This is a genomic window from Mesorhizobium album, assembly GCF_033977205.1.
GTDB lineage: Bacteria > Pseudomonadota > Alphaproteobacteria > Rhizobiales > Rhizobiaceae > Mesorhizobium > Mesorhizobium album.
In genome coordinates this window covers 22,055-43,289 of record NZ_JAVIIW010000016.1, presented here as the reverse complement: position 1 = coordinate 43,289, position 21,235 = coordinate 22,055, and the positions used below count along the sequence as shown (strand labels likewise).

22 protein-coding genes and 1 pseudogene are annotated in these 21,235 nt (G+C 63.2%); 7 read left to right on the top strand and 16 right to left on the bottom strand.

All coding sequences use genetic code 11. The features are described 5' to 3' along the window. Positions 1–12 precede the first annotated feature (12 nt). From RFN28_RS15270 to RFN28_RS15245, 6 genes are all read right to left on the bottom strand, one after another. Complete coding sequence (locus tag RFN28_RS15270; protein WP_320288152.1) at positions 13–327, bottom strand: putative quinol monooxygenase; 315 nt, start codon at positions 325–327, stop codon at positions 13–15. A gap of 16 nt (positions 328–343) precedes the next feature. After that, positions 344–1,702 (bottom strand): NAD(P)H-dependent oxidoreductase, encoded by a 1,359-nt coding sequence (locus RFN28_RS15265; RefSeq protein WP_320288151.1) that lies wholly within the window; start codon positions 1,700–1,702, stop codon positions 344–346. A gap of 276 nt (positions 1,703–1,978) precedes the next feature. Further along, positions 1,979–2,848, bottom strand: a complete 870-nt coding sequence (locus tag RFN28_RS15260) for a PfkB family carbohydrate kinase (RefSeq protein ID WP_320288150.1) — start codon at positions 2,846–2,848, stop codon at positions 1,979–1,981. Further along, complete coding sequence (locus RFN28_RS15255; protein WP_320288149.1) at positions 2,845–3,714, bottom strand: MurR/RpiR family transcriptional regulator; 870 nt, start codon at positions 3,712–3,714, stop codon at positions 2,845–2,847. The genes RFN28_RS15260 and RFN28_RS15255 overlap by 4 nt, the downstream gene beginning before the upstream one ends. A gap of 32 nt (positions 3,715–3,746) precedes the next feature. Further along, entirely contained in the window at positions 3,747–4,727 is a 981-nt protein-coding gene (locus tag RFN28_RS15250; protein ID WP_320288224.1) for a sugar phosphate isomerase/epimerase family protein, read from the bottom strand. A gap of 107 nt (positions 4,728–4,834) precedes the next feature. Next, on the bottom strand, positions 4,835–5,722 hold the full coding sequence (locus tag RFN28_RS15245; RefSeq protein WP_320288148.1) for a LysR substrate-binding domain-containing protein: 888 nt from the start codon (positions 5,720–5,722) through the stop codon (positions 4,835–4,837). A 246-nt stretch (positions 5,723–5,968) separates the two neighbouring features. On the opposite strand from RFN28_RS15245, the gene RFN28_RS15240 reads away from it, so the two are divergent. The 7 genes from RFN28_RS15240 (at position 5,969) to RFN28_RS15215 (ending at position 11,546) form a co-directional block, all read left to right on the top strand. Next, on the top strand, positions 5,969–6,997 hold the full coding sequence (locus tag RFN28_RS15240) for a sugar ABC transporter substrate-binding protein (protein WP_320288147.1): 1,029 nt from the start codon (positions 5,969–5,971) through the stop codon (positions 6,995–6,997). Between the two features lie 67 nt (positions 6,998–7,064). Further along, the gene (locus tag RFN28_RS15235) at positions 7,065–8,543 is read left to right on the top strand and encodes a sugar ABC transporter ATP-binding protein (RefSeq protein ID WP_320288146.1); all 1,479 of its coding nucleotides are present in this window, start codon (positions 7,065–7,067) and stop codon (positions 8,541–8,543) included. Continuing rightward, entirely contained in the window at positions 8,540–9,526 is a 987-nt protein-coding gene (locus tag RFN28_RS15230; protein ID WP_320288145.1) for an ABC transporter permease, read from the top strand. The genes RFN28_RS15235 and RFN28_RS15230 overlap by 4 nt, the downstream gene beginning before the upstream one ends. Then, positions 9,505–10,287, top strand: a complete 783-nt coding sequence (locus RFN28_RS15225) for an amidohydrolase family protein (RefSeq protein ID WP_320288144.1) — start codon at positions 9,505–9,507, stop codon at positions 10,285–10,287. Before RFN28_RS15230 ends, RFN28_RS15225 begins: the two co-directional genes overlap by 22 nt. A gap of 356 nt (positions 10,288–10,643) precedes the next feature. Further along, positions 10,644–11,024, top strand: coding sequence for a hypothetical protein (locus tag RFN28_RS15220; RefSeq protein ID WP_320288143.1), 381 nt, complete (start codon positions 10,644–10,646; stop codon positions 11,022–11,024). Continuing rightward, the gene (locus tag RFN28_RS34770) at positions 11,021–11,191 is read left to right on the top strand and encodes an RES domain-containing protein (RefSeq protein ID WP_347349858.1); all 171 of its coding nucleotides are present in this window, start codon (positions 11,021–11,023) and stop codon (positions 11,189–11,191) included. The genes RFN28_RS15220 and RFN28_RS34770 overlap by 4 nt, the downstream gene beginning before the upstream one ends. Continuing rightward, on the top strand, positions 11,115–11,546 hold the full coding sequence (locus tag RFN28_RS15215) for an RES family NAD+ phosphorylase (protein WP_320288142.1): 432 nt from the start codon (positions 11,115–11,117) through the stop codon (positions 11,544–11,546). Before RFN28_RS34770 ends, RFN28_RS15215 begins: the two co-directional genes overlap by 77 nt. A gap of 42 nt (positions 11,547–11,588) precedes the next feature. Here the strand turns inward: RFN28_RS15215 and scpB are convergent. The 10 genes and pseudogenes from scpB to RFN28_RS15165 all read right to left on the bottom strand — a co-directional run bounded on the left by scpB (position 11,589) and on the right by RFN28_RS15165 (position 21,135). Beyond that, positions 11,589–12,290: pseudogene (gene scpB / locus RFN28_RS15210) on the bottom strand (SMC-Scp complex subunit ScpB). A 2-nt stretch (positions 12,291–12,292) separates the two neighbouring features. After that, positions 12,293–13,249, bottom strand: coding sequence for a DUF1403 family protein (locus RFN28_RS15205; protein ID WP_320288140.1), 957 nt, complete (start codon positions 13,247–13,249; stop codon positions 12,293–12,295). 210 nt (positions 13,250–13,459) lie between these two features. Then, the gene (gene rlxS / locus RFN28_RS15200) at positions 13,460–15,427 is read right to left on the bottom strand and encodes a relaxase/mobilization nuclease RlxS (RefSeq protein WP_320222784.1); all 1,968 of its coding nucleotides are present in this window, start codon (positions 15,425–15,427) and stop codon (positions 13,460–13,462) included. Between the two features lie 403 nt (positions 15,428–15,830). Further along, positions 15,831–16,160: a hypothetical protein gene (locus tag RFN28_RS15195; RefSeq protein ID WP_320222785.1), complete on the bottom strand. Its 330-nt coding sequence runs from the start codon at positions 16,158–16,160 to the stop codon at positions 15,831–15,833. Positions 16,161–16,424: 264 nt separating this feature from the next. Beyond that, positions 16,425–17,111, bottom strand: coding sequence for a lytic transglycosylase domain-containing protein (locus RFN28_RS15190; protein WP_320222786.1), 687 nt, complete (start codon positions 17,109–17,111; stop codon positions 16,425–16,427). Continuing rightward, positions 17,099–17,647: a S26 family signal peptidase gene (locus RFN28_RS15185; RefSeq protein WP_320222787.1), complete on the bottom strand. Its 549-nt coding sequence runs from the start codon at positions 17,645–17,647 to the stop codon at positions 17,099–17,101. The genes RFN28_RS15190 and RFN28_RS15185 overlap by 13 nt, the downstream gene beginning before the upstream one ends. Then, positions 17,644–17,889 (bottom strand): helix-turn-helix transcriptional regulator, encoded by a 246-nt coding sequence (locus RFN28_RS15180; RefSeq protein WP_320222788.1) that lies wholly within the window; start codon positions 17,887–17,889, stop codon positions 17,644–17,646. The genes RFN28_RS15185 and RFN28_RS15180 overlap by 4 nt, the downstream gene beginning before the upstream one ends. Before the next feature lie 158 nt (positions 17,890–18,047). Then, positions 18,048–18,371 carry a DUF736 domain-containing protein gene (locus tag RFN28_RS15175; RefSeq protein WP_320222789.1) on the bottom strand — a complete coding sequence of 108 codons (324 nt, stop codon included), beginning with the start codon at positions 18,369–18,371 and terminating at the stop codon, positions 18,048–18,050. Between the two features lie 538 nt (positions 18,372–18,909). Continuing rightward, entirely contained in the window at positions 18,910–20,640 is a 1,731-nt protein-coding gene (locus RFN28_RS15170; RefSeq protein WP_320288139.1) for a ParB/RepB/Spo0J family partition protein, read from the bottom strand. Positions 20,641–20,727: 87 nt separating this feature from the next. Continuing rightward, a complete protein-coding gene (locus RFN28_RS15165; protein WP_320288138.1) occupies positions 20,728–21,135 on the bottom strand; it encodes a DUF2958 domain-containing protein in 408 nt (135 codons plus the stop codon). Positions 21,136–21,235: the final 100 nt, after the last annotated feature.

Below are 21,235 nucleotides of genomic sequence, written 5' to 3'. Positions count from 1 at the left end.
GCCGGTGCCGGATCAGCCGTTTTCGAGAGCGGCGAAGCGAACGACCGTCTCTTCGACCTCGAGCGCCTTCATGGCCACCTGGAAGCGCTTCAGATGCGGGGTTTGCGAATGTGCGTTGAACGCGGCGCGGTCATCGTAGACCTCGTAGAACAACACTCTGTCTTTGGCGCCTTCGGGGCAGACGACGTCGAACTGGTGACACCCTGCCTCGTCGGCGACGGAGTGGCGGGCGTCGTCCCGAGCGGCGGCGAGAAAGGCGGACCTGACCTCAGGCCTGACGCGGAATTCGGGGATCACGACGAAACGTGAAGCGTTGCGCTCGTTCATGAATTCCTCTCCTGTATCAGGCGGCCACGCTCGGCGTCGGGCGGAAGCGCTCTTCCATCTCGCGGCGCAGCTTCACGACGTCGAGGTCGTTGACCAGTTCCACGTCATTGAAGCTGACGATCTGGTCCTTCCTGATGGCGCGCTTGAGCCGCACATTGTGAGCGAGGCCGATCGGAAGCGCTGCGCGTTCGAGGCTGATTGAGGCTGGAATTGCGTTTGCCCAAACCGCATAGCCGCCCTCACCGTCAAGCACCTCCCCGGGCTGCATATCCTTCTTCGCCGTCGCGACCGCGTCGCCCCGGAATTCCTTCGACGATCCGGTCGGCTCGTTGCGCAGCACCGCTGAGAGAACGCTGACCGATGTCTCAAGCCCGATGATGTGGAAGGGCCGCCACATCGAGGCGTACCAGCCCGACGGATCGGTCAGTAGCCCATATTGCTTGAAGCAGGCGCGCGCATATTCGTTGTGCGCCTTGAAGGTGACGAAGACGCCGTAGCGGATGTTGTTGAACACCTCGCGGCCATCCGGCTCCTGACTGGCGGCGATGTCGACAAGGCCGGAGCGCGCCATGCGCCCGCCGTCCGCTGCCGGACGGAACACTTTGGCCAGATCGTGCAGGCCGGATGGCGGAAAGGCCAGGCCGTCATCGGGACAGTCGAGACCCGTGCCATTGGCGACCGCCGCCATCTCGATGGCCGCCTTGGTCCCGTCGGTGAAGGAATTGTACATCTTCGGATTGAAGTCGCCCTTCGCCACTTCCTCTTCGGTCCATCCAAAGAAACCCCAGACGGTGTCCGGCGTGGAATAGCGGTAGCGCGGCTCGAAGTTCATGCCCTTACCTGCCGCGGTCACCTCGAAGCCCGTCGCCCGCGCCCAGTCCACCAGTTCGCAAATCAGCGCCGGCTGGTCGCCATAGGCCATGGAATAGATGACGCCCTTCTGGCGCGCCTTCTCGGCCAGGATCGGTCCGACCATGACGTCGGCCTCGACATTGACCATGACGACGTGCTTGCCTGCCTCGATCGCGGCGAGCGCATGGCGCGTTCCGGCAATCGGGTGGCCGGTTGCCTCGATCACGCATTCGATCTCCTCACAGGCAAGCAGCGCCGCGACGTCGTCGGTGACGAAGGTCGTGCCGTTCTTCGCCGCCTCGCCAGCATCCTTTGCCCGGTACCGCTCCGCCGGCCAGCCGACGCGCTCGAGCGAGTCTCGCGCCTTGGAAACGTTCAGATCGGCCACCGCGACCATATGATATCCGGCGATGCGCTGCGCCTGCGACAAAACCATCGAGCCGAATTTTCCGGCGCCGATCAAGCCGACACGGACTGGACGTCCACGCTCCGCGCGCGCGGCAAGCAGGGTATAAAGATTCATGTCCGTGTCCTTCGCATCACCGAATTCGGCACACCTCAGGCTTCGGCGAGGCGCGTAAAGGCCTTCGTGTCCCGGCTCACCGTGGACACGCTGCGAAGGCGCTCGACACCTTCCCGCAATGGCGCAATTGCCTCCCCGGCAAGCCTTGTTGCCGATTGTCCGGCCTGTTTGCCGAACCGCTACATTCGTATTGCGGGAGAGCTGTTAGCTCAATTTAGAAGGTGAGCTTGATCGTTTAGCTGCGCTAAAGATTGAGATGCGTAGGGCGGCACGCCGTCAGGTCGAGACGTGCCTGGCGGCGGCCTGGTTGGCGAGACCGAGACACACCGCGAAAGTGCTGCCCGCGGCAATGGCCGCTGCAAAGGTTCCGGCGAAGACATCGCCCGCGCCATGCGTGCTGACCAACCGGACGGGAATGGCGGGCACCACGACCGGGTCATCGCCGCGCTGCAAGCCGACCACGCCGTCTCCGCCCGCCGTTACCACCACTGTGGCAAAACGACTGGAGAGCAGCCTGGCCGCTCCGACCGCCGCGGCGACATCCCCGACCGGGCAGCCGCAGAACTGCTCGGCCTCGATCGCGTTGACCATCATGATGTCGACGAGCGCGATGAATTCGTCCGTCAGCGAGCGGTGCGGCGCGGCGTTGAGGCACACCGGCACGCCCGCCGATTTCGCGGCCTTCGCGGCGGCGAGGTTTACCGCATCCGGTATTTCGTTCTGCAGGATGAGCACGCCTGCGTCTCGCCAAAGCGTGGCGTCGTCGAGGATCCCGGGATCGAGGGCTGTGTTGGCGCCTGAGACGATCACGGCGCCATAATCCCCACCGCTGTCGGATATGGCGACGCTCATGCCAGAGCCGCGACCGGCAATGTGGGCGATGCGGGAAGCGTCGACGCCGGCGGCGGTGAGATTAGCGAGAAGAAACCGGCCGAAATCGTCGTCGCCTATGGCGCCGACCATGCGTACATCGGCGCCGGCTCTCGCCGCCGCGACGGCTTGATTGCCGCCCTTGCCGCCGAATTTCGGCCGCCAGCCGAAGCCGGTCACCGTCTCGCCTTTGCGCGGACGGTCAGGCGCGTCGACCATGATGTCGTAGTGAAGACTGCCGACCGCGACGACGACGGGACACGGCGCGGTATTCATGCGCCACGCCGCTTGCCTGCGACCGCGCCCATCGTAGCGGCGAGGTTGCGCTCAGCCGCCTTGAGGTCGCGCCGCGCGACGGCCGCGAAGACGGCATCGAATATGATCAGTTGTGCTATGCGCGCGGCGGCATTCTCCCCAAGCAGCGGGGAGCCCTGGGCCGTCGAGCAAAGCACGACGTCGGCGATCGTGGCGAGCGGCGACGTCGCATAGTTGGTGAGCGCAATGGTCCGCGCGCCGCGCCGGCGCGCCAGTTCAATGGACTCGATTACGGCCGTGGTTGTCCCCGAATGTGAAATGGCAATGGCGACATCCCCCTCTCCTAGGAGCGAAGCGGACATCAACATCATGTGCGCATCGTCAAACACGCTGGTGCGAACGCCGATGCGCAGCAGCTTGTGTGCGACGTCACGCGCGATCTGCGCCGAGCCGCCGACTCCATAGAGGTCACGATGGCGTGCGCCGAAGATAAGGTCGGCAGCCCGTTCCAGCGCCTGGGGGTCGAGGATGGCAAGCGTCTCTTCCAGCGCGTGGACCGAGGTCCGGAAGACCTTGCGGGCGATCTCGGCATCGGTGTCGTCGGGCGAAAGTTCCTCGTGAAGCTCCGCGGTCGGCAGGCGGTTATAGTCGGCAAGACCGGTCCGAAAATCCTTGAAGCCGTCAAAGCCAAGTTTCTTGGCGATCTTGACGATCATGGCCTCAGACACACCGGCGTCTTCGGCCACCGCCTTGAGTGACGTGCTCTGGTCGAAGTCGCGCCGGCCGAGGATCATGTCGACCACGCGTCCCTCCAGTGGGGTGAGATGGGGCATCATCATGCGGATGCGCGGGCCGATCGTTCTTGGATCGGCAAGCGGAAGGCTCATGCGTTTTCCTCCGATATCATCATTCAAGCCGCCTACGCGCCGATCAAGGCCCTGTTCACGATCCTCTGGCTGGCGACCCCGTCCTGGCGGGCCAACGCATCCGCAAGGCCGTTATCGCCTGCCAGGCCTTCGGCGATTTCGACCAGGCGCCGCACGGTTGCGATGTTGGCCTCGCATTCCGCGACCGGGTCGAGGCCGCTCGTGTCGGGAAAGGTATCGAAGTAGAGTGCGCCGTCAAATCCGTCCCGGCGAATCTGGTGAAGCAGCTCAAGGGTGGAGCGCAGATGCACCGCGCCTACCATCAACCCGTCATCGCGCTTGGCATAGCCGTCGTTGAGATGGACTCCTAGTAGCCGGCTGCGGCGGTGGATCAGATGGGCGACGAGCGCGGGTTGCTCGCCGGCGTAAAGCGCGTGCGCGAAATCGATCGTCACCCCGAGATTGGCCAGGCCGACCTCACTAATGGCAAGCAGCGTCGTCGCCGCGTCCCGCAGCAAGGACTGGGCGCGAGGCTCATCAGGCTTATACTCGATGCTGATGCGGCAATCGGGATCATGCGCGGCAACTTCCCGTATCCCGGCTATCTCCCAATCCCAGACCTGGCCATAATCCAGCTGGAAATTGTAGTCGAACCCATCCTGGCCGAGCCAGATGGTCATCAAATCTGTCCCCATGGCGCGCACGGCGTCAATGCCGCGCTTGGTCAGGTCGATGGCCTCGCGCCTTACCGATGCCTCCGGGTTGGTGAAGGCTCCGCGCTTGAACGCCGGATTGGTGTAGTAGCGCATGGCAAGGCCGTTGATGGATAGCCCTAGGTCGCCGATACGCCGGGCAATGCTCTCGGGCTCCCCGGAAACATGGTCGGGAAAATTCAGATCGAGGTCGGTCAGGCCGCTGACGGTCGCGGCGCGCTCCGCCATCTGCATCATCGTCGGCTTGCCGACGAGGTCCGGCCATTGAAGGTGCGGCGCCGATGCGAACGAGTTCAATCGAGTGGCGAAACGAGACAGCATGACGACCTTCCGGCTTTCAGGATTTTTCACACAAATACAGAAAGCCGTGAAGTAATCAAGCAATCGAAAAACTGACGCATCGCCGATCACCGAGCTTGCGATGGCGATTACTGAGCCTTCGTCCCGTCTCGTTCCGCCCGTAGCCAATCCAGGAAAATCCGAACCTTCTTCTGCCGCAGATGATCACGCGGGCAGACGATCCACTGGGTCACAATGCGCAACGACGGCGGATCGGGTACGGGACAGACAAGCCGACCTTCGCGCAGCTCCCGCTCCATCATCATGCTGCTCTCCAGAGCTATCCCCATTCCGTCCAACGCCGCGTCGATGGCCATGTGGGAGCGGTCAAACAGGACCCGTCGCCATCTATTGGCCGGCTGCGCGCCGGCGAGCTTGAACCAGGCCGGCCATTGCGCCTGCGACTTCACGGAATGAATGAGCCTGAAACGGGTCAGGTCCTCGACCTTCAGGCTGGCTTCAGCGGCAAGCGCCGGCGCACAAGCCGGAATGAAGGTCTCCTCGGCCATTCCCTCGACAAAAAGGCCCGGCCAGCGGCCGTCTCCGTGCCTTATTTCAAGATCAACGAGCTCGCGGTTGAAGTCAGTCGGCTCGTTCGTGCCGTCAAGGCGGATCTCAAGTTCCGGATTCCGATCGAGAAAATTGGCAAGGCGAGGCAACAGCCATTTGTTGGAGAGCGTCGGCGTGGCCCGCACCGTCAGCATCGTCACCGAGCGGTAGCCGCGGATCGTGCTCGTGGCCTCGGTTATGCGCTCGATCTCGTCGGTGATGGTAGCGTAGTAGCGCTCACCCGCTTCTGTCAGAACCACGCGCCGGCCCATCTTTGTCAGCAGGCTGACGCCGAGTTGAACCTCAAGCGCTTGGATCTGCTGGGTGACGGCCGAAGGCGTCACCCCGAACTCCTCTGCAGCGCGCGAAATGCTGCCCGCCTGGGCGGCGGCATGAAAGACCCAAATGGCCTTGACCGGTATCTGCATCTCTTATCCAACGCGCAAGGATCTCCCTTGCCATACCATTTTTCTTTAAGCCTGGCTAAAGAATCGAATAGGGCTTCTAATTTGTATCTAACAGATGGCATGCTCTAGTTTTCAACTTGCTGCAACACGGTGAAGTCGTGAACAGCCGGAGCGCGTGGAGGCGTGCTGTGATGCGCCCCTCAGCGCTCGAGTCTTAGGCAAGAGGATGCGCCGGATTTGATCCGGCACCCAACGGGAGGAATTTCAATGAAGTTACGCATCAGCGGCATATTCGCCGCCTCGACGGCAATCGCGCTTTTCGGCGCGGTCCCTGCATTCGCCGACGACAGCTGCCCGGCCTATCCGACGGCCAAGATGGACAAGATCGAATCGACGGCCCTCGAGAAGGAATTCGGCGCGGTGCCTGCGCCCAAGAAGGAGCTGCATTTCGCCTACGTGACCAAGACGCTCATCAACGAATTCTGGCAGGACGTCGCAGCCGGCGCGAAGGCGGAGGCCGCGAAATACAAGATCAGCGTCGACGTGCAAGCCGCCAAAGATGAGAGCTCGATGATCGAGCAGCTCAACCTCGCGCAGACGGTGCTGTCGCAGAAGCCTGATGCGCTGCTGCTTTCACCGCAGTCCGATTCCAATCTGGCGCCCGTGATCGAAGCGGCACGCGCCGCCAACGTTCCCACCATCATCATCGACGATGCGCGAACCGAAGGCGCCAGCACCTATATCGGCACCGACCAGGTCGCCATCGGCGCCAAGGCGGCTACCTTCCTGCACCAGACTCATCCCAACGGCGGCAAGGTCGCGCAGATCGAGGGCGCCGCTGGTTCTCCCAATGCGCGCCTGCGCATCCAGGGCTTCAAGGAAGAGCTCAAGAAATATCCCAATCTTGAACTCGTCGCGAGCCAGCCCGGTAATTGGGACCGGCTAACGGCGCTTAACGCGACCTCGAATATCCTGCGTCAAACGCCCGACCTGGCCGGCATCTATGCCAACAATGACGGCATGGCGCTCGGCGTGGTTGAAGCCGTGACCGGTGGCAGTAGTCTCGAAAAGGTCGCGGTGGTCGGCACTGACGGTATCCGCGAAGCCAAGAAGTCGGTCGGCGCCGGCGAGATGCGCGCCACGGTCGCGGAGTTCCCCTTTGAGGAAGGCCAGCTTGGCGTGCAGATGGCGCTCCGTCTTCTCGGCTGCCAGCCTATTCCGCAGTGGATCCTGTCGCCCCAGGCTGTCATCACCAAGGACAACGTCAAAGATTTTCCCGATCCCAAGACCAACTGAGGCACTGGCGTTGCTTAAAGCATTCTCCCAGGCAGAGGACGGCGAAAGCCGTCCTCCCGCACTTCGGATGACCGGCATCGCCAAGCGCTTCGCCGGCGTCCAGGCGCTGAAAGGCGTCGATCTCGATCTGCGCGGAGGTGAGGTTCACGCCCTTCTGGGAGAGAACGGCGCCGGTAAGTCAACGCTGATGAAGGTCATGTTCGGCATCGTGCAGCCGGACCAAGGCGAAATCGCGCTAGACCCGCTTGGTGTCGTGCGTATCGATGGGCCGCGCAGTGCGCTGGCCATGGGCATCGGCCTCGTCAGTCAGGAGCTCAGCCTGGTGCCGCAGCTCGACGTTGCCCAGAACATTTTCCTCGGCCGGACACGAGGTTTGAAGCTTGTTCCTCGCGCCGATTTCCGTCGCGAGGCGCGAGCGATCCTCGACGATCTCGCTCCCCACCTCGACATCGCCACGCCCGTTTCCGCACTCGGCATGGCCGACAGACAATTGGTGGAGATCAGCCGCACACTCGCCCGTGGCGGGCGCATCATCGCCTTCGACGAGCCAACGTCCAGCCTGACGCCGGCGGAGCAGGACAGCTTGTTCGGCGTAATTCGGCGCCTTAAGGCGGCAGGCAAGGCGATCGTCTACATCTCGCATCGGATGAAAGAAATCCGGGCCATAGCCGATCATGTGACGATCCTGCGCGACGGCGAGGTCGTTGCCTCCGGTCCGATCGGCGACTATTCCGAAGCCAGGCTGAACGAGTTGATCGCCGGCCGCGAGCTGTCGCGCGAAATGAGCGCCGAAAAACCGGCGCAGGTTCAAACCAACGCGTTGCTGGAATTGCGCGGCCTATCGAGCTCCCGCGTGCGCGATGTCAACCTATCCATCAAAGCAGGAGAGATCGTCGGGTTGTCGGGCCTCGTCGGCTCCGGGCGCTCCGCTATTCTGCGCGCCTGTTTCGGCATCGACGAAGTGTCGGCTGGAGAAATCGTCGTCGCTGGCGCACCTGTCACGCCAGGCACCCCAGCGGATGCCATGCGGGCCGGCATCGCCTTGATCCCCGAGGACCGAAGAGGTCATGCGATCGTTCCCATGATGGATGTCGAGCGCAATTTCGGCCTTGGCAACCATGACCGCTTCACGTCCCTTGGCGTGATCAAGGGCTCGGAACGGCGGCGCTCGGTCAAACGCTATGTCGATGAGCTGCACGTCCGTCCGGCCTCGATCAGCACCGAGATGCGCAACCTGTCGGGCGGCAATCAGCAGAAGGTTGTCATCGCCCGCTGGCTCGCGACCGGCGCGCGCGTGTTCCTCTTCGATGAACCGACGCGCGGGATTGATGTCGGCGCCAAGGCGGAGATCTATGCGCTGCTGCGCCGTCTTGCAGCCGATGGGGCGGCGCTGCTGGTGGTGTCTTCTGAGCTGCCTGAGCTCCTGCTTATCTGCCACCGCATCGGCATCGTGAGTGGCGGGCGCCTGCACACCATTGTTGCCAACGACGCCGCCCTGACCGAGGAGCGGCTGATCGAGCTCGCTGCCAGAGAGGACAATTCGTGACCGAACTGAGTTCCCTGCCCCGGACGGATGCGGCCGAGAAAAAGCCCCTCGCGAGCTCGAGGCGTGGCGATGCGTTGCGCAAGGCGAGTGTGGCGATCGGCTGCGTGACGCTGTTCGTGGTGTTCTCGGTGCTGAACACCACCTTCTACCAGCCGTCGAACCTCATCGACATCATGCTCCAGTCGTCGATCAACGCCGTGATCGCGGTGGGCATGACGCTCGTCATCATGACCAAGGGCATTGATCTATCGGTGGGATCGGTGGTCGGGCTGTCCAGCATGGTGGCGGCGGACATGCTCTCGCATGGACTTCTGGTGGGTGTCGGCGCGGGACTCCTGGTCGGGCTTATTTGCGGCCTTCTTAACGGGCTGCTGATTGCCAAGGTCAAACTGCCCGACTTCATCGTCACGCTCGGCACGCTCAGCATCTACAGGGGCGCCGCGCTGATCTACACCGATGGCCAGCCGATTTATGGACTATCCAAGGAGTTCCGCGCCATCTTCGCCGGACGGCTGCTCGATATCCCGACTCCCGTACTGCTGGCGCTGGCGGTTGCCGCGCTCGCCTTTCTGCTCGTCCGCTACACCGCGCTCGGCGAACAGATCATCGCCATCGGCGGCAACGAGGAGGCGGCGAGACTGTCGGGCGTCAACGTCGAGAGGGTGAAGGTCACGGTCTATACGATCTCCGGAGTGCTTTCGAGCCTTGCCGGCTTTGTGCTGATCGCGCGCATCGGCGCCGCCGAGCCGATCGGCGGCAGCGGCTTCGAACTGCAGGCGATTGGATCGGCGGTCATCGGCGGCGCGAGCCTGTTCGGCGGGGTGGGCAATCCGCTGGGATCGCTTATCGGCGCGCTGACGCTGGGCGCCCTGCAGAACGGGCTGACACTGATGAACGTGCCATCGTTCTGGCAATACGTGGCGTCGGGGGCGGTCGTTATCCTCGCTGTCTTCGCCGACCAGTGGACAAGAAAGCGCGGATGACATCCATCGAAGAAAGCTGGGCGATCGTCGATACGCACCAGCATTTCCAAAGCCTCTCCGATGCCGCCTATCCTTGGCTCGATTCCGACCGGCCCCAGCCATTGGAAGGGGACCTCGGACCAATCCGCCGCGACTACCTTCCGGCCGACTACCGTCGCGATATGGAAGACCTCGGTATCGTCAAGACAGTCCACGTCCAGAATGGCCGCAATCCGCACGATCCGCTCGATGAGACACGCTGGCTCAGCGCATTGGCCAGGCAGGAGGGCATGCCGGACGCAATCGTTGCCTATGCCGATCTGTCTACACCTGGTGTCGAACGCCTTCTGGAAGCCCATGCCGGCTTTCCGCGCGTGCGCGGTATCCGCCAGATCTTGAATTGGCACGACGAGCCACACCTTTGCAGCGCGCCGGCCCCCGATCTGATGGAAAGCGCGCAATGGCGACGAGGCTTTGCCCGCCTTGCGCCCCTCGGCTTGAGTTTCGACCTTCAGCTCTACTGGCCGCAGATGGACATGGCGCTGGCACTCGCGAGGGCGTTTCCGGACACGATGATCGTGCTGGAACATTTCGGCATGGTGGCCGACCGCAGTGCAGACGGTCTTGCTGCTTGGCGCGCAGCGATGCAACGTCTGATCGTCCGACGTCACCTTGGCTGGGACTTCTGTTGCATACGGGGACTAAGGCGCCTGACGTTGGTGTCGAACAGGATTGGGAAGGGCTGCTCGCTTTTGCCGATGCCACGGCGGCGACAGAGATGATGGTGGAGGATCGTAGCGGCGCGCTCCTCATCGGCCGTCTGGCCCAGAATCGCTACTGGAGTGACACACAACGGATCATCCTTTCGCGGACTAGGCGATCACGTCCATTTCATGTCCACGAGTTGCTAACGCGTGGCGATGATGGCTTGGTCGCTGCAGTTGTATACGAGAAATGCCGTCGCCAGGCAGCACTAGGAATGCCCGCACTGACCTGTCTCGCGCGAAAGCTGCCGGTTGCTTGACGGCCCCAAAACCGACTTTCCGCCACACCCCTAGAAAAATACGCCGAACTGAGAGGCGCTTGATATGCGTTTTTGTGTGCATATATTGTGCATGATGAATTCCGAGGTTTCGTCATGACGCTGCTAACTCACAATGCGATGGTCTCCGGCTTTGTCGATAGTCTGCAGGAGCCACGTACGCCCTATATTTCGCCGAAGCGCCTGTCGCAGGCGCTTGGCGTGAAAGTGGCCAATCTGGCGCAGTTGACCGGCGTCCACCGCAACACGCTTAGCAACCCCGCATCGGAACGCCTGCAGGGCCGGATGCGCGAGCTGGTGAAAGTAATCTCGGCTGCGACCGAGCTCACCGGCGACGTCGACAAGGCGATCTACTGGTATCGCAACGAACCGATCGCCGACTATGGCCATCGCACGGCGGCCGAGCTCGTCGCCGACGGTAAGGCCGAAGCAGTCCTGGCCTTCATTCGGGATCTCGAGAACGGGGCGCGCGGGTGAAGGTCACCCGCGTCGGGCCGGACGAGATCTTCCATCGCTATCTGACACCGAAATGGGCCTTCCTGCCCACCAGTGGTGCAGGCGCGGCGATTGACGGCGGGCGCTTCAATCGGCCCGGCGTCGAAGCGCTTTACCTGTCCCAGTTCGGCCCAGGCGGCGCTCGATGAATACAGGCAGGGCGCCAGCATCACCCCGCCGGCCACCCTTGCGGCTTACGAGATCACGCTCGCCGAAGTGGCCGACCTTTCGCAGGGATTCGACCCGGACAGCTGGGACGGCGCCTGGCAGGAATGGGATTGCGCCTGGCGGCAGATCGCCCGCATCGACAAGAAAATCCCGCCATCGTGGAAGCTCGCCGACCTGATCATCACGGCCGGGCTTCGCGGCATCCTGTTCCCGTCGCTGCGTCATGCCGGCGGCACCAACCTAGTGATCTTTCCGGCCAATCTTGTCGACGGCGATCATGTCACGGTTCACGACCCCGATCACCGGCTGCCGCACGACCAGTCCTCCTGGTCCTGAGTGATCGCCCCTCTCTCTGGCCGCAAGGCGAAAACGCCCCGCTTACGGCACCTGCTCCTCAACGACATCGTCCTCGCCCTCCCCGTCAGCCAACCCGGCTGGAATACCACCGGCCAGCAGCTTGTCCTTCGACAGCAGCCCTGCGTCCTCGAGCGCCTCGAAATCCGGCAGCTGGCGCAGCGTGTCGAGCCCGAACTGCGACAGGAAGGTTTTGGTCGTCACATAGGTGTAGGGCGCGCCCGGCTGCGGGCTGCGCGGGCCCGAGGCGATCAGATCCTGCGCGCGGAGCACGCCGATCAGATCGCGCGAAACCTCCTTGCCGAAGAAGGAAGACAAGCTCGCCGCGCGTGATCGGCTGGAAATAGGCGATGCACATGAGGACAAGAGCCTCCGACTGCGACAGTTCTTTTGTCCCCTGCCCCGCGGGTGCGCCGAAGGCGGAACGGATGGCGTCGCCAAAAACCTTCTTGGTCGGTGCTGCCAGCCGCCGGCGACTGACACCAGCTCATAAGGGCGGCCGGCGAGCTCGGCTCGAATGTCGTCGATGACCAGGTCGAGATTGCAGCTTTTGCCGACGACGCGCGCCAGAACGTCGCGCGGCACCGGTTCGCTGGCCGCGAAGATCACCGCTTCGACGCGCCCCATCCACTCGCGCCAGCGCAGTTCCGGCGGCAGGTGCTCGAGCTCGGTGTCCAGCAGCGCCGGCTGCTCGTTTGGCTTGCGGCGAACGGAAGCTTGGCTCATCGCTACAGCCCAAACAGCCGGAAGCTGGTGCGGCCCGACAGCTCGCGCACGGCATCCAGTTGCTGCAGCCGTTCGAACAGCCGTCGCGCCGCAAAACGCGACAGTTTTTTGGTCGTCAGCGAGCCCCTAACGGCATCTTCATTGAGCAGCAAAAAGATCACGTCGCCGGCGGCCTTGGCGCGCAGCTTTGGCGCCACCGCCAGGAGTTTTTCAGCGCGGCGCGACAGCTCCGCCGCCAGCCGGCAGGCATCGATTGTTGCTTGAACCAGGGCGACGCACACCGAGCGTTCAAAACCTTTGTCCCCGGGTCGAATGCGCTTGCCGCCGCCGGCCTCGGTTCGGAAGGCCGGGCCAAAAGCTTGCGCCATCAACAGCGGCAGCGATTGTGGCCAGCGCAGACTTTGCGCCAGCACCAAGTCGGCGAGCCACCAGGCAAGAAGCTCGGCATCCGGCCGGATGGAGACGACTCGGGTGGCGATTGCCGCCGCGGCGAACGGCGCAGGCCGCCCCGCGGCCGCCACGTCCTCGATCTGCGTGCAGAGGTCGGCGAGCGCCTCTTCATCCCAGGCGAGCCCGAGCATCTCGGCCACCTTTGCCAGCCGATCGGCGCTGACCGCCGGCGGCTGCAGCGCCAGCTGGCGCCAGGTCCCAAAAATGGCGCCTGCGGGACCGGGATCGGCGCCGGGCGGGCAAAGCTGCCAAGCATCGCGCAAGGCGGCCGCGTCCTCGGCTCGGCCTGTGAGCCGCATGCTCGCGGCAGCACAGCGAAGCGCCAGCCGCTGGCGCCAGGCGCCGGACCAGGCAGGCTGCGCGCGGGCGAGGCTGTCGAGCGAAGCCAGCGCGGCGCCGGCCCGGAAGGCGGCGTCTGCGTCATGCATGGCACCATTGGCCGCGAGCGCCCAGGCCGGGATAGTCGGCGGCGGAGCGGGATTGGCGGTCGCGGGATCGAGGCGAATCATGTGTTTGGAGGGTAAAGCTCACGTGCGCTTTTCGCCATGATTTTCGCATCAAAACGCACAGCCTGTCGCGCGACTAAAACGAATGATAATGTTGCCTTATCAGTCGCTTACCTCACCATAAGCTTCGGCCTAATTAGATTTGTCGGCTAACTTCTGTCGTCGACTGCAACCTCTTGGACCAAACGCCAGCGGCGACTCCGTCCAACCAAGTCACGAAACACTCGGTCCGCTCCTTTGTCGACCGATGGTCCATGAAATCCCCTCCCCGCTCATGATCCCGGAGACCTCCTTGCCTACATGTCGGTCAAGCACTGGCCGCCACGGCACGAGAGTGAACTCACGCGACTTTTCGATGACGGCGTATTTCCCGCTAGCGAGCTCGATCGATCGGAGCATCTTGCCTTCCAGTCGATCTCCAGGCTTTGCTTCGAAATAGGAGAGCCCGAGTTCGTCCGAGAGCTGACCAGCAACGCGGTTCAGCTCACGCTGGCGCAATATAGAAATCATGTTGGCGCGATAGACGATCCGGTCCTGCTCTTCGTGCGCGAGTCCTTGAGCAATCAGCCACTGCCGCCGGCGGGCTTGCGCCTCTCGTAACTCGCGGCCAAATCCAGAGTTGCGCGACCCTTCGAGTTTGTCGGAAACCAGTTCCCGGTCGAGCCAGGTGGCACCGTCGAAACTGACTTGCTTCTCCAGCGGCAGCGATGAGACCTTATCGACCAGGACTGGCTCCGCCTTCGCGCGATCGCGCTCGTATTCCGCAACACGATCGAGATGATCCGGCGCGATGATCCAGGTTCCGTCCGGCTGGCGCTCCAAGCCGCCGGCGGCTCGCCGGATCGCTTCCAGCCGCCGGACATGCGTCTCGGCAAAGCGTTCGGTAGCGGAAGGGTCCTGCCTCAGATGAATATCGACGTTGTAGCGCCCGCCATTCGCTGCAGCGATCCCGACAATGCTCCGGTCAACTTGTCTGGGCTCCGTGCTTCGCGGCATGACACGAACGATGCAGCCGTCAGGCATCGGCTCGGTGGCCTCGCCTTTGCCGATGTCGATGTAGTGGCTTTTGCCGTCCACGCCGTCGACGATGAGATAGTGCCTGTCATTGATCTCGTCGCTCAGCCCTCGTGCGACAATGCGGCCGACCACAGGTTTGGCATTCTGTCCCGCATCGTAGACCAAACAATCGGCTGCACTGCGCGCGAGTCCCTTGCTCGCCAGCGCGCGATGCATGGTCTTGATGATATCGCCGCGCTCGCCCAACCGACGCAGCGTTGCTTCGAGCTCATCGTCCAGGCGCCAGCGGCCGGAGCCGATCTCCGCTGCAAGATCCATCCGCTCGAGCTTTCGCAGGCGGCCTTGGTGCAACGTCTGGCGAAAAGCGTCGCCGCTGGCCGCCGAAACAAGCCCATCGTCATCGCGCATTCGAAGCAGCTGCCGGTCGATGCTGGTGAAACGCTCCTGTTCCATCTCATGGCGCAGGCGCTGCTCGATCTCCCGGTCGGTGCGTGGACCGAGGTCGAGGCTGACCAGCTCAGCCGCGCGCTCTCGCAAACCAGAGGAGATGTAGTCGGGTGCGATGACAAGATTCTCGCCGCGGTCGTCCTTCCCTCGGACGATGATATGCGTATGCGGATGGCCGGTGTTGAAATGGTCGACGGCAACCCAGTCGAGCTTCGTGCCGAGATCTTCCTCCATCTGCGCCATGAGGCGCCGCGTGAGCGGCTTTAGATCGTCATACTCGAAGCCGTCTTCGGCTGCGACGATGAAGCGGAACTGATGCCGGTCACCGTCGGCACCATTGATGAACGCCTTGCCATCGACCCGATCTTTGTCGGCACCATAGAGTTGGCCAGGCTCGCCTTGCCGGGTAACGCCGTCGCGCTGGAGGTAGCGCAGGTGTGCGCGCGCGCCGTCAACACCCTTGCCGGCCAGCTTGACCACCCGCGCCTTGATCACAACCCGTCGCTGGCGAAAGGCGGCATAGCGATCACGGGATTTCAGCAGCGCGGCGGCCGCTCCGCCGCGCCCTTCCCGGCTTCCAGTGAAATGACTGCCGCGCCAAGACTTGCCACCGGCTCGGTTGATAGCGGCCCGAAGTTGATTGGCGAACCGCTGCCATGCTCTCGAGCCTCGCGACCCGATTTTGCCGAGCCTTGGCTTGAACTCGTCGTCTTTCACGCCAGCCTCCCGAAACACTGCAGCAAAATCACCAGACTTGCGCCCCGCGGCCTCTTGGCGCCGCAGGGTGCCTCCTGGGAAAACAATGTGCAGACAAACACTTGACCGCCTCATGGAGGCGGTACCTTTATCTTGCCTACCAATTAGACACCCCATCAACCTGCAATAATTCATCAATATCAATTGCTCAATTCCAACTCCATCGTAGTAAAGACGGCATGATTCATTTCAGTCGTACATAAGCCAAGCTCACGGGCGGATTGTTGCCTCCGGTGGTCCATGCGCTACTTCGAGCTCGGCGCCTAACGGCGGGCGACGGGCCGCCGAGATGCGGCCGCGCGATCGGAATTTCGCGGTGGCGACATAGGACGAGAGGCGGCGGATGCCGTCTCTCGTCTCGACTTTAGTCGCGGTCCCGATCCTTAAGCTCCCGGATCATTGCCTTGACCTCATGGTCGCCGATCTTGGTGCGGCGTTGCGCGACCAGGATGCTGAGGGCCGTCTCGTTCGCCTCGATCGCCCGGATCGCGTCCTCCATGTCGGCATATGGCCGCAGGTTTTCGATGGCGATGACGTCGCCGTTCTCGTCATAGCCGCCGTGGAGGTACATCGGCGCCCGATTCAGGCGCGAAAGCGCCCACTCGGCCTCATGGATGAGCAGGAAGCCCAGCTTGCGCTGCCGCCAATATTCTGCACTGCCGCCGTCGATGCTGACGATTTTGCGATGTGTCATGAAAATCTCCTTTCGTTCTCTGACGGAAGGGGCCCGCACCGGCGCATCGAGGGGGTCAAGGATCGCTTTAGCGACCGCAAGGCGGCGTGCGGCCGGAGCCGATTTGGTCGTCGGACGCTTCAGCGTCCGGCGGCAAAATTGGGGGGACCGCTCGTCCTTGACGCCGCAGAGGCGGTGCCACAATGGGCAGTCAGAGAGAGATAACCTACCGCCCCGACCGGGGCCAATAGCGTGCCCCCACCCGCCCCGCCCAGCACCTTGCCCTCATCTGCCGTCCGGCCGCGCTGACCCACTTGGCTGAGACCCGAGCGGCACCAGAATTCCGCCACTCGAACCGCCCGCCGAAACGCCGTCCCTCAGGAAAAACAATTCGCGCCCTAAGGAGATTTTCGGCGCTTTTGGCGGTCGAGATTTGCGCTTGAACTGATCCATGTCGGCCGCCGAAACACCCGCCGCCTTAAGCTGTTCGAGATACAAAACTGTCTCTCTCGGCAGCGGCTTGCCGCGTTCCAGATGCGCCTTATATCGATCCGGCCCGGCGTTGTAGGCTGCGAACAGCCCAGGAAAGCCGAAGCGATCATACATGGCGCGCAGATAGGCTGTACCGGCCAGAATATTGTCGCGCGGATCGTGCGGGTCGGCTCCGAGATCATGCTCGACGTGCAGTTCCTCATAGGTGTCGGGCATCACCTGCATCAGCCCAATCGCACCGGCTCGTGAAGTGATCGGCCGACCGTTGAGCATGGTCTGCCCACGGCTTTCGGCATCCATGACGGCATAAATCCAGGACTGTGGAACACTGAAGCGCTGGCTTGCCTCGGCAACGAACTCTTGCCATCTTGCCAGTAGCGGACCTTGGGAGATGGCGGCCGGCTGTGCGCCGGTCGCGGCGGAACAGGCGCATGGTGCAATCGACACCATGCCCAAAATCAGGAGGGTCACTCGGTCCATAGCGGCACGAGCCTCCCAACGATATTGGCGGCCGGCACCGGCCCGAAATACCGGCTGTCGAAGGAGCCGGGAGCCTCGCCATTGATCAGGAAAACTTCGTCGCCGGCGAGTGCCCGGCATTCGTTCCACCAAGGCAAGGTTCGGCCTTGCGTGTCGACCGGAACGCGGCGTGCCACGATCTCGCCGCCGATGATGATGGCGTCATTGAAGGCGCAGACATGCTCGTGCGGCAGTGCGGCGATACGCTTCACCAGCGGCACGTTGCGAGGCAGATAGCCGCGTTGGTCGGCGAGGTGAGCGGCCATTTTGGGCAAGCGGACAAGCACGAAATCGCCGGCGCGAGCGGCACCAAGGCCAAGGCCATAGAGCCCAATTGGCGCGCTGGCCGAGGCATTCCAGACCAGTACGGGCGTCGGCTTGACGAAAGCGGTGAAGCCGATCAGGCCAAGGCCGATGCATGCCGCGGCAAGCATCTTGCGCGCGCGAACGCGCCGCAACCGGCTGCCGATCAGATGAAGAGAAGGCCGCGCGATCATGGCTGGCCTGCGCGATTGTCATCGGCGTCAAAGCCCTTCGGCTGGCCTTTCGACCAGGCGTCGAGCTCGTCGATGTGGTAGCGGACGAAGCGGCCGTGCTTGCGAAATTGCGGGCCGCCGCCCTTGAGCCGCATCTTTTCCAAAGTCCGCTGAGAGAGCCCGACATAGAAAGCGGCCTGCGCGGTGTTGAGGAACGGACTGCCCTTCTTGGCGCGGGCGGCGCGTTCGTTTTCGTCGTCCATGATGATCCTCGTTTCGTCGGCTGAAGACGGTGGGAGGATCGGCAAGGAAAAGCGCTTGCGGGACGGGCGAAGAGTCAACGGCGAGTTTTCGCCGCCCCTCGGGCTGGCTCAGTTCGGCTGAAAGAGCCCCCGCGCCGGTGGCGCGGGGGCCTGTTGCGTCAGTCGGCCGGGTTCCAGATGATGGCGAAGGTGTCGTCGTCATCCTGGCCGGCGGCGCGGCCGAGATTGGCGTAGAGTTTTCTCGGGCCGAACTCCGGTGCTGCGATCGACAGGCTCACATAGTCCTTGCCGGATGCCTCGCCGATCCTGATCCAGCCGGCACCGACCTCGACGCCTTGGGTCAGCACCCTAAAGTCGGGATGGGTGTCGGCGCTCTTTGACTGGTTGGGCACGATGGCGATGTCGGCGCGGACGCTGAGCGTCTTGAGCTGGCCTTTGTAGCCGCCATTGTCCTGCTTGGTAACGTATCCGATCGCGGTCATCTGAAAGTCTCCTTTTTGCTTGTCGCCGGGGACCATTCCCCTGCGATGGCGGACCGTGATGGGCGCGTCCGGGCCGGCTGAACCCGGAGGGCCGCAGCGGCAGCGGAGGACCCGAGCGGGCAGCTTTTTTGAAGCGAAGCGGGCGCGAGGAGCCGCCGCAGGCGGCGGGGAAAAAAGCTGCTGGCCGAGGGTTTCGGGCGGGCCGGATCCGCCCATAGGTCATCAAGCCAGCGGCAGGGGAATGGTGCTCGCACGAGCAAAAGGAGATGTCGCGAAGACGCGGTCGCGGTAGCCAGGCAGAAGTTGGCCGAGGACAGGTTTGCGGACGCTCCAGCGCCGTGCCAGCGCTATCGTACCAGGCACAAAGCGCCAGATTGCCACCAGCGGGCCGGGTGTTTTCGAAAGCCCGTCGACCGGTGCGCGCGGCTGAAACCGGACCGGCGCTGCGGTCTACAGGAGACTTTGCCGAGCGATAAATGCTGCCCGGTTGGCGCACGAGCGGCGACGCCAGAAAACGTCGCCGCCCGCCATGCGAGGATCATTCCGACATGAACAGCGTCTGGACCTTCGCCCACTGATCGGCGGTGCGGAAACCACCACGGTCCGTGTAGCTCGACACCGGGAATGCCATCCAGCGCGGCAGCCAGTCGTCGACTTTTTGCCTGCCGTTCTCGCCGCAAAGGAAGTCGCGAATGATCTTCTTTTGCGTCTTCAGCTTCTGCGAAGAATTGCCATCGGCGACGAGCCTGCCGCCGACATCGGCGAGGATTTCGGTGGCGACTTGCCTGTCGCGCAACAGCTCGAAGAAGGCATCGTCGGCCTGCCAATGGCCGCGCATATCGAGGCCAAGATGATTGCCGAGCGCTTCGACAATCGCGCTGCCCGCGCAAAGCGTCTCGGCCATGACCAGCGCCAGAACGCGCAGGACATCGTCGTGTGGGAGTGCCAGCAGACGGGCGAAGACGCTGGCCAGCGCAAAGTCGTCGCCATTGCCACTGGTCACCGGACCATCCTCATCGACACAACCGAGCAGGGTCAGAACCTCGCGTTGCTTCTCGGCAAACGCCGCTTCGGCCTTGCAAGCGGCGATGCTGGCGGCCACCGTTTCGTTGGCCGCGCGCTGCGGTTCGGGGCGTACCGCCCACAGGCTCGAGCCGACAATCGCATGCGCCACCATCAGGCGCAGAGCGATGCCCGGATGATCGAGCAGACTGGCGCGCACGGCGGCGTGACGATGGAGATCGACATAGTTCTGCATCGGCCCGCTCAACTCGGGACGCGACGGTTTGGCACGCGGTTCGGCTTCCTCACCAAAGTCGCCTTCTGCGCGGACGCGGCGGGCTTCCTTGCGCGACAGGTAGCCCTCATGACATTCCACCTCGCCGCGCTGCGAGACGGTGATGATCACCTTGCCGCCCTTCTTCTTCGGCGTCTTTTCGTAGTCCCACGAATGGAAATACTGGCCCGGTTCGAGCGCGACCACGTCGATCCAACCGGCTTCCAGATAGGCCTCGCGCCTGGCGGCAATGCCCTCGTTCTGCTTTTGCCAGAACAGGTCGGCATCGGCGAAATAGCTGTCCTCGCCGAACAGGTCGGAGACGATCAGGCCGGGATAGTCCTCGATTGGAAACAGCGCCACCTTGGTCGAAATCGACTGGCCGCCGAACAGCCATTGCTTCAATTGCCAGCCGCGTGGCGCATATTGATCGGGGTCGGCATAAAGCGCGAGCCAGTCCTTCTGCTGCGCCTTGGAAGCCATGGTGAGATGCCGCACCGTTTCGGTGTCGATCTCCTCGCGGCGATAGGCTTCGCGTATCTTCGGCAACAGGTCGCCGAGCGCCAGAATGCGCTTCACCTGAGGCTCGGTGAGGCCGAAGGTGGCGGCAATGTCGGCGATGCCCCTCCCCTCCTTGATCAGCCGCGTAAAGGTCTCCCACTGCGAGACTTCATCAGGGTCGAGGCGGGCGATGTTCTCGATGAGCGAGGCCTCCAGCGCATCGGCATCGTCGCCTTCTTCCATGATGGCGCAGGGCAGCGGTTCGGCCTCGCCGCGCTCGTCGGCGACCGTTTTGGCTGCGAAATAGCGCCGCCGCCCGGCGACGATTTCGAAGCTGTCCGGCGTGCCATTGGGCCGGATCAGAAGCGGCACGAGCACGCCGCGCGCCCTGACCGACGGCAGGATGTCGGATATGTCTGGCGCGCGCCTTGAATGACGCATGTTGATGGCGGAAACGCTCAACTGGTCGATGGAAATATGGGCAAGCTGCATGGGTCTTTCTCCTTTGTCTGGGCTTTTAAAAGCCCCACCGCGAGGCCAGCAGGCCGAGCGGCGGGACGTTTGCGCCTGGCGGCGCGGTCATTCCGCCCGGTCTGGCGGAAGCTCGGGAGTGGGGATTTCGAGAGCGGCGGCGGCCTGCCGCAAAAGCCGCTCGGCCTCGGTAATGTGCCCGGCAAGGCGCGCGGCTTCGGAATAGACTGAGAGCGGAAATCGCGCACGAAAACAGAGATCGCGCTCGATGCCGAGGCCAAGCGGTCCCTTGACGGCTTGCAGTTCGGCGAGGCTGACGCTGCCGAGTTCCGGGTAACCGAAGCCGAGATCGCAAAGCCCGAACAGCGTGTCGCCGTCGGCGTCGAGTTCGCTCAGAAGCCAAGTCGCGGCGCCGACCGGATTGAACAGTTTGACGACCGGAACATGGTCGGTTTCGATTTTGGCGGCACCATTGGCAAGCAGGCGGGCGCGCAATTCGTCGGTGATCAGGATCATGGCAAAGCCTCCTTGTAAGAACAGGTCGCACTGGCTCGGAACAGGTCGAGCTGGTTTCGTTTGGCTTCATCGACGAGGTCGAAATCGAGCGTCTTCCTGC

Coding starts and splice junctions, on each gene's coding strand:
- RFN28_RS15175 (WP_320222789.1), bottom strand. CDS start 18,371: ATGACCGCGATCGGATACGTTACCAAGCAGGACAATGGCGGCTACAAA.
- RFN28_RS15245 (WP_320288148.1), bottom strand. CDS start 5,722: ATGCAGATACCGGTCAAGGCCATTTGGGTCTTTCATGCCGCCGCCCAG.
- RFN28_RS15235 (WP_320288146.1), top strand. CDS start 7,065: ATGACCGGCATCGCCAAGCGCTTCGCCGGCGTCCAGGCGCTGAAAGGC.
- RFN28_RS15170 (WP_320288139.1), bottom strand. CDS start 20,640: ATGCAGCTTGCCCATATTTCCATCGACCAGTTGAGCGTTTCCGCCATC.
- RFN28_RS15195 (WP_320222785.1), bottom strand. CDS start 16,160: ATGACACATCGCAAAATCGTCAGCATCGACGGCGGCAGTGCAGAATAT.
- RFN28_RS15165 (WP_320288138.1), bottom strand. CDS start 21,135: ATGATCCTGATCACCGACGAATTGCGCGCCCGCCTGCTTGCCAATGGT.
- RFN28_RS15185 (WP_320222787.1), bottom strand. CDS start 17,647: ATGATCGCGCGGCCTTCTCTTCATCTGATCGGCAGCCGGTTGCGGCGC.
- RFN28_RS15205 (WP_320288140.1), bottom strand. CDS start 13,249: ATGATTCGCCTCGATCCCGCGACCGCCAATCCCGCTCCGCCGCCGACT.
- RFN28_RS15250 (WP_320288224.1), bottom strand. CDS start 4,727: ATGCTGTCTCGTTTCGCCACTCGATTGAACTCGTTCGCATCGGCGCCG.
- RFN28_RS15270 (WP_320288152.1), bottom strand. CDS start 327: ATGAACGAGCGCAACGCTTCACGTTTCGTCGTGATCCCCGAATTCCGC.
- RFN28_RS15255 (WP_320288149.1), bottom strand. CDS start 3,714: ATGAGCCTTCCGCTTGCCGATCCAAGAACGATCGGCCCGCGCATCCGC.
- RFN28_RS15180 (WP_320222788.1), bottom strand. CDS start 17,889: ATGGACGACGAAAACGAACGCGCCGCCCGCGCCAAGAAGGGCAGTCCG.
- RFN28_RS15190 (WP_320222786.1), bottom strand. CDS start 17,111: ATGGACCGAGTGACCCTCCTGATTTTGGGCATGGTGTCGATTGCACCA.
- RFN28_RS15265 (WP_320288151.1), bottom strand. CDS start 1,702: ATGAATCTTTATACCCTGCTTGCCGCGCGCGCGGAGCGTGGACGTCCA.
- RFN28_RS15220 (WP_320288143.1), top strand. CDS start 10,644: ATGACGCTGCTAACTCACAATGCGATGGTCTCCGGCTTTGTCGATAGT.
- RFN28_RS15240 (WP_320288147.1), top strand. CDS start 5,969: ATGAAGTTACGCATCAGCGGCATATTCGCCGCCTCGACGGCAATCGCG.
- RFN28_RS15260 (WP_320288150.1), bottom strand. CDS start 2,848: ATGAATACCGCGCCGTGTCCCGTCGTCGTCGCGGTCGGCAGTCTTCAC.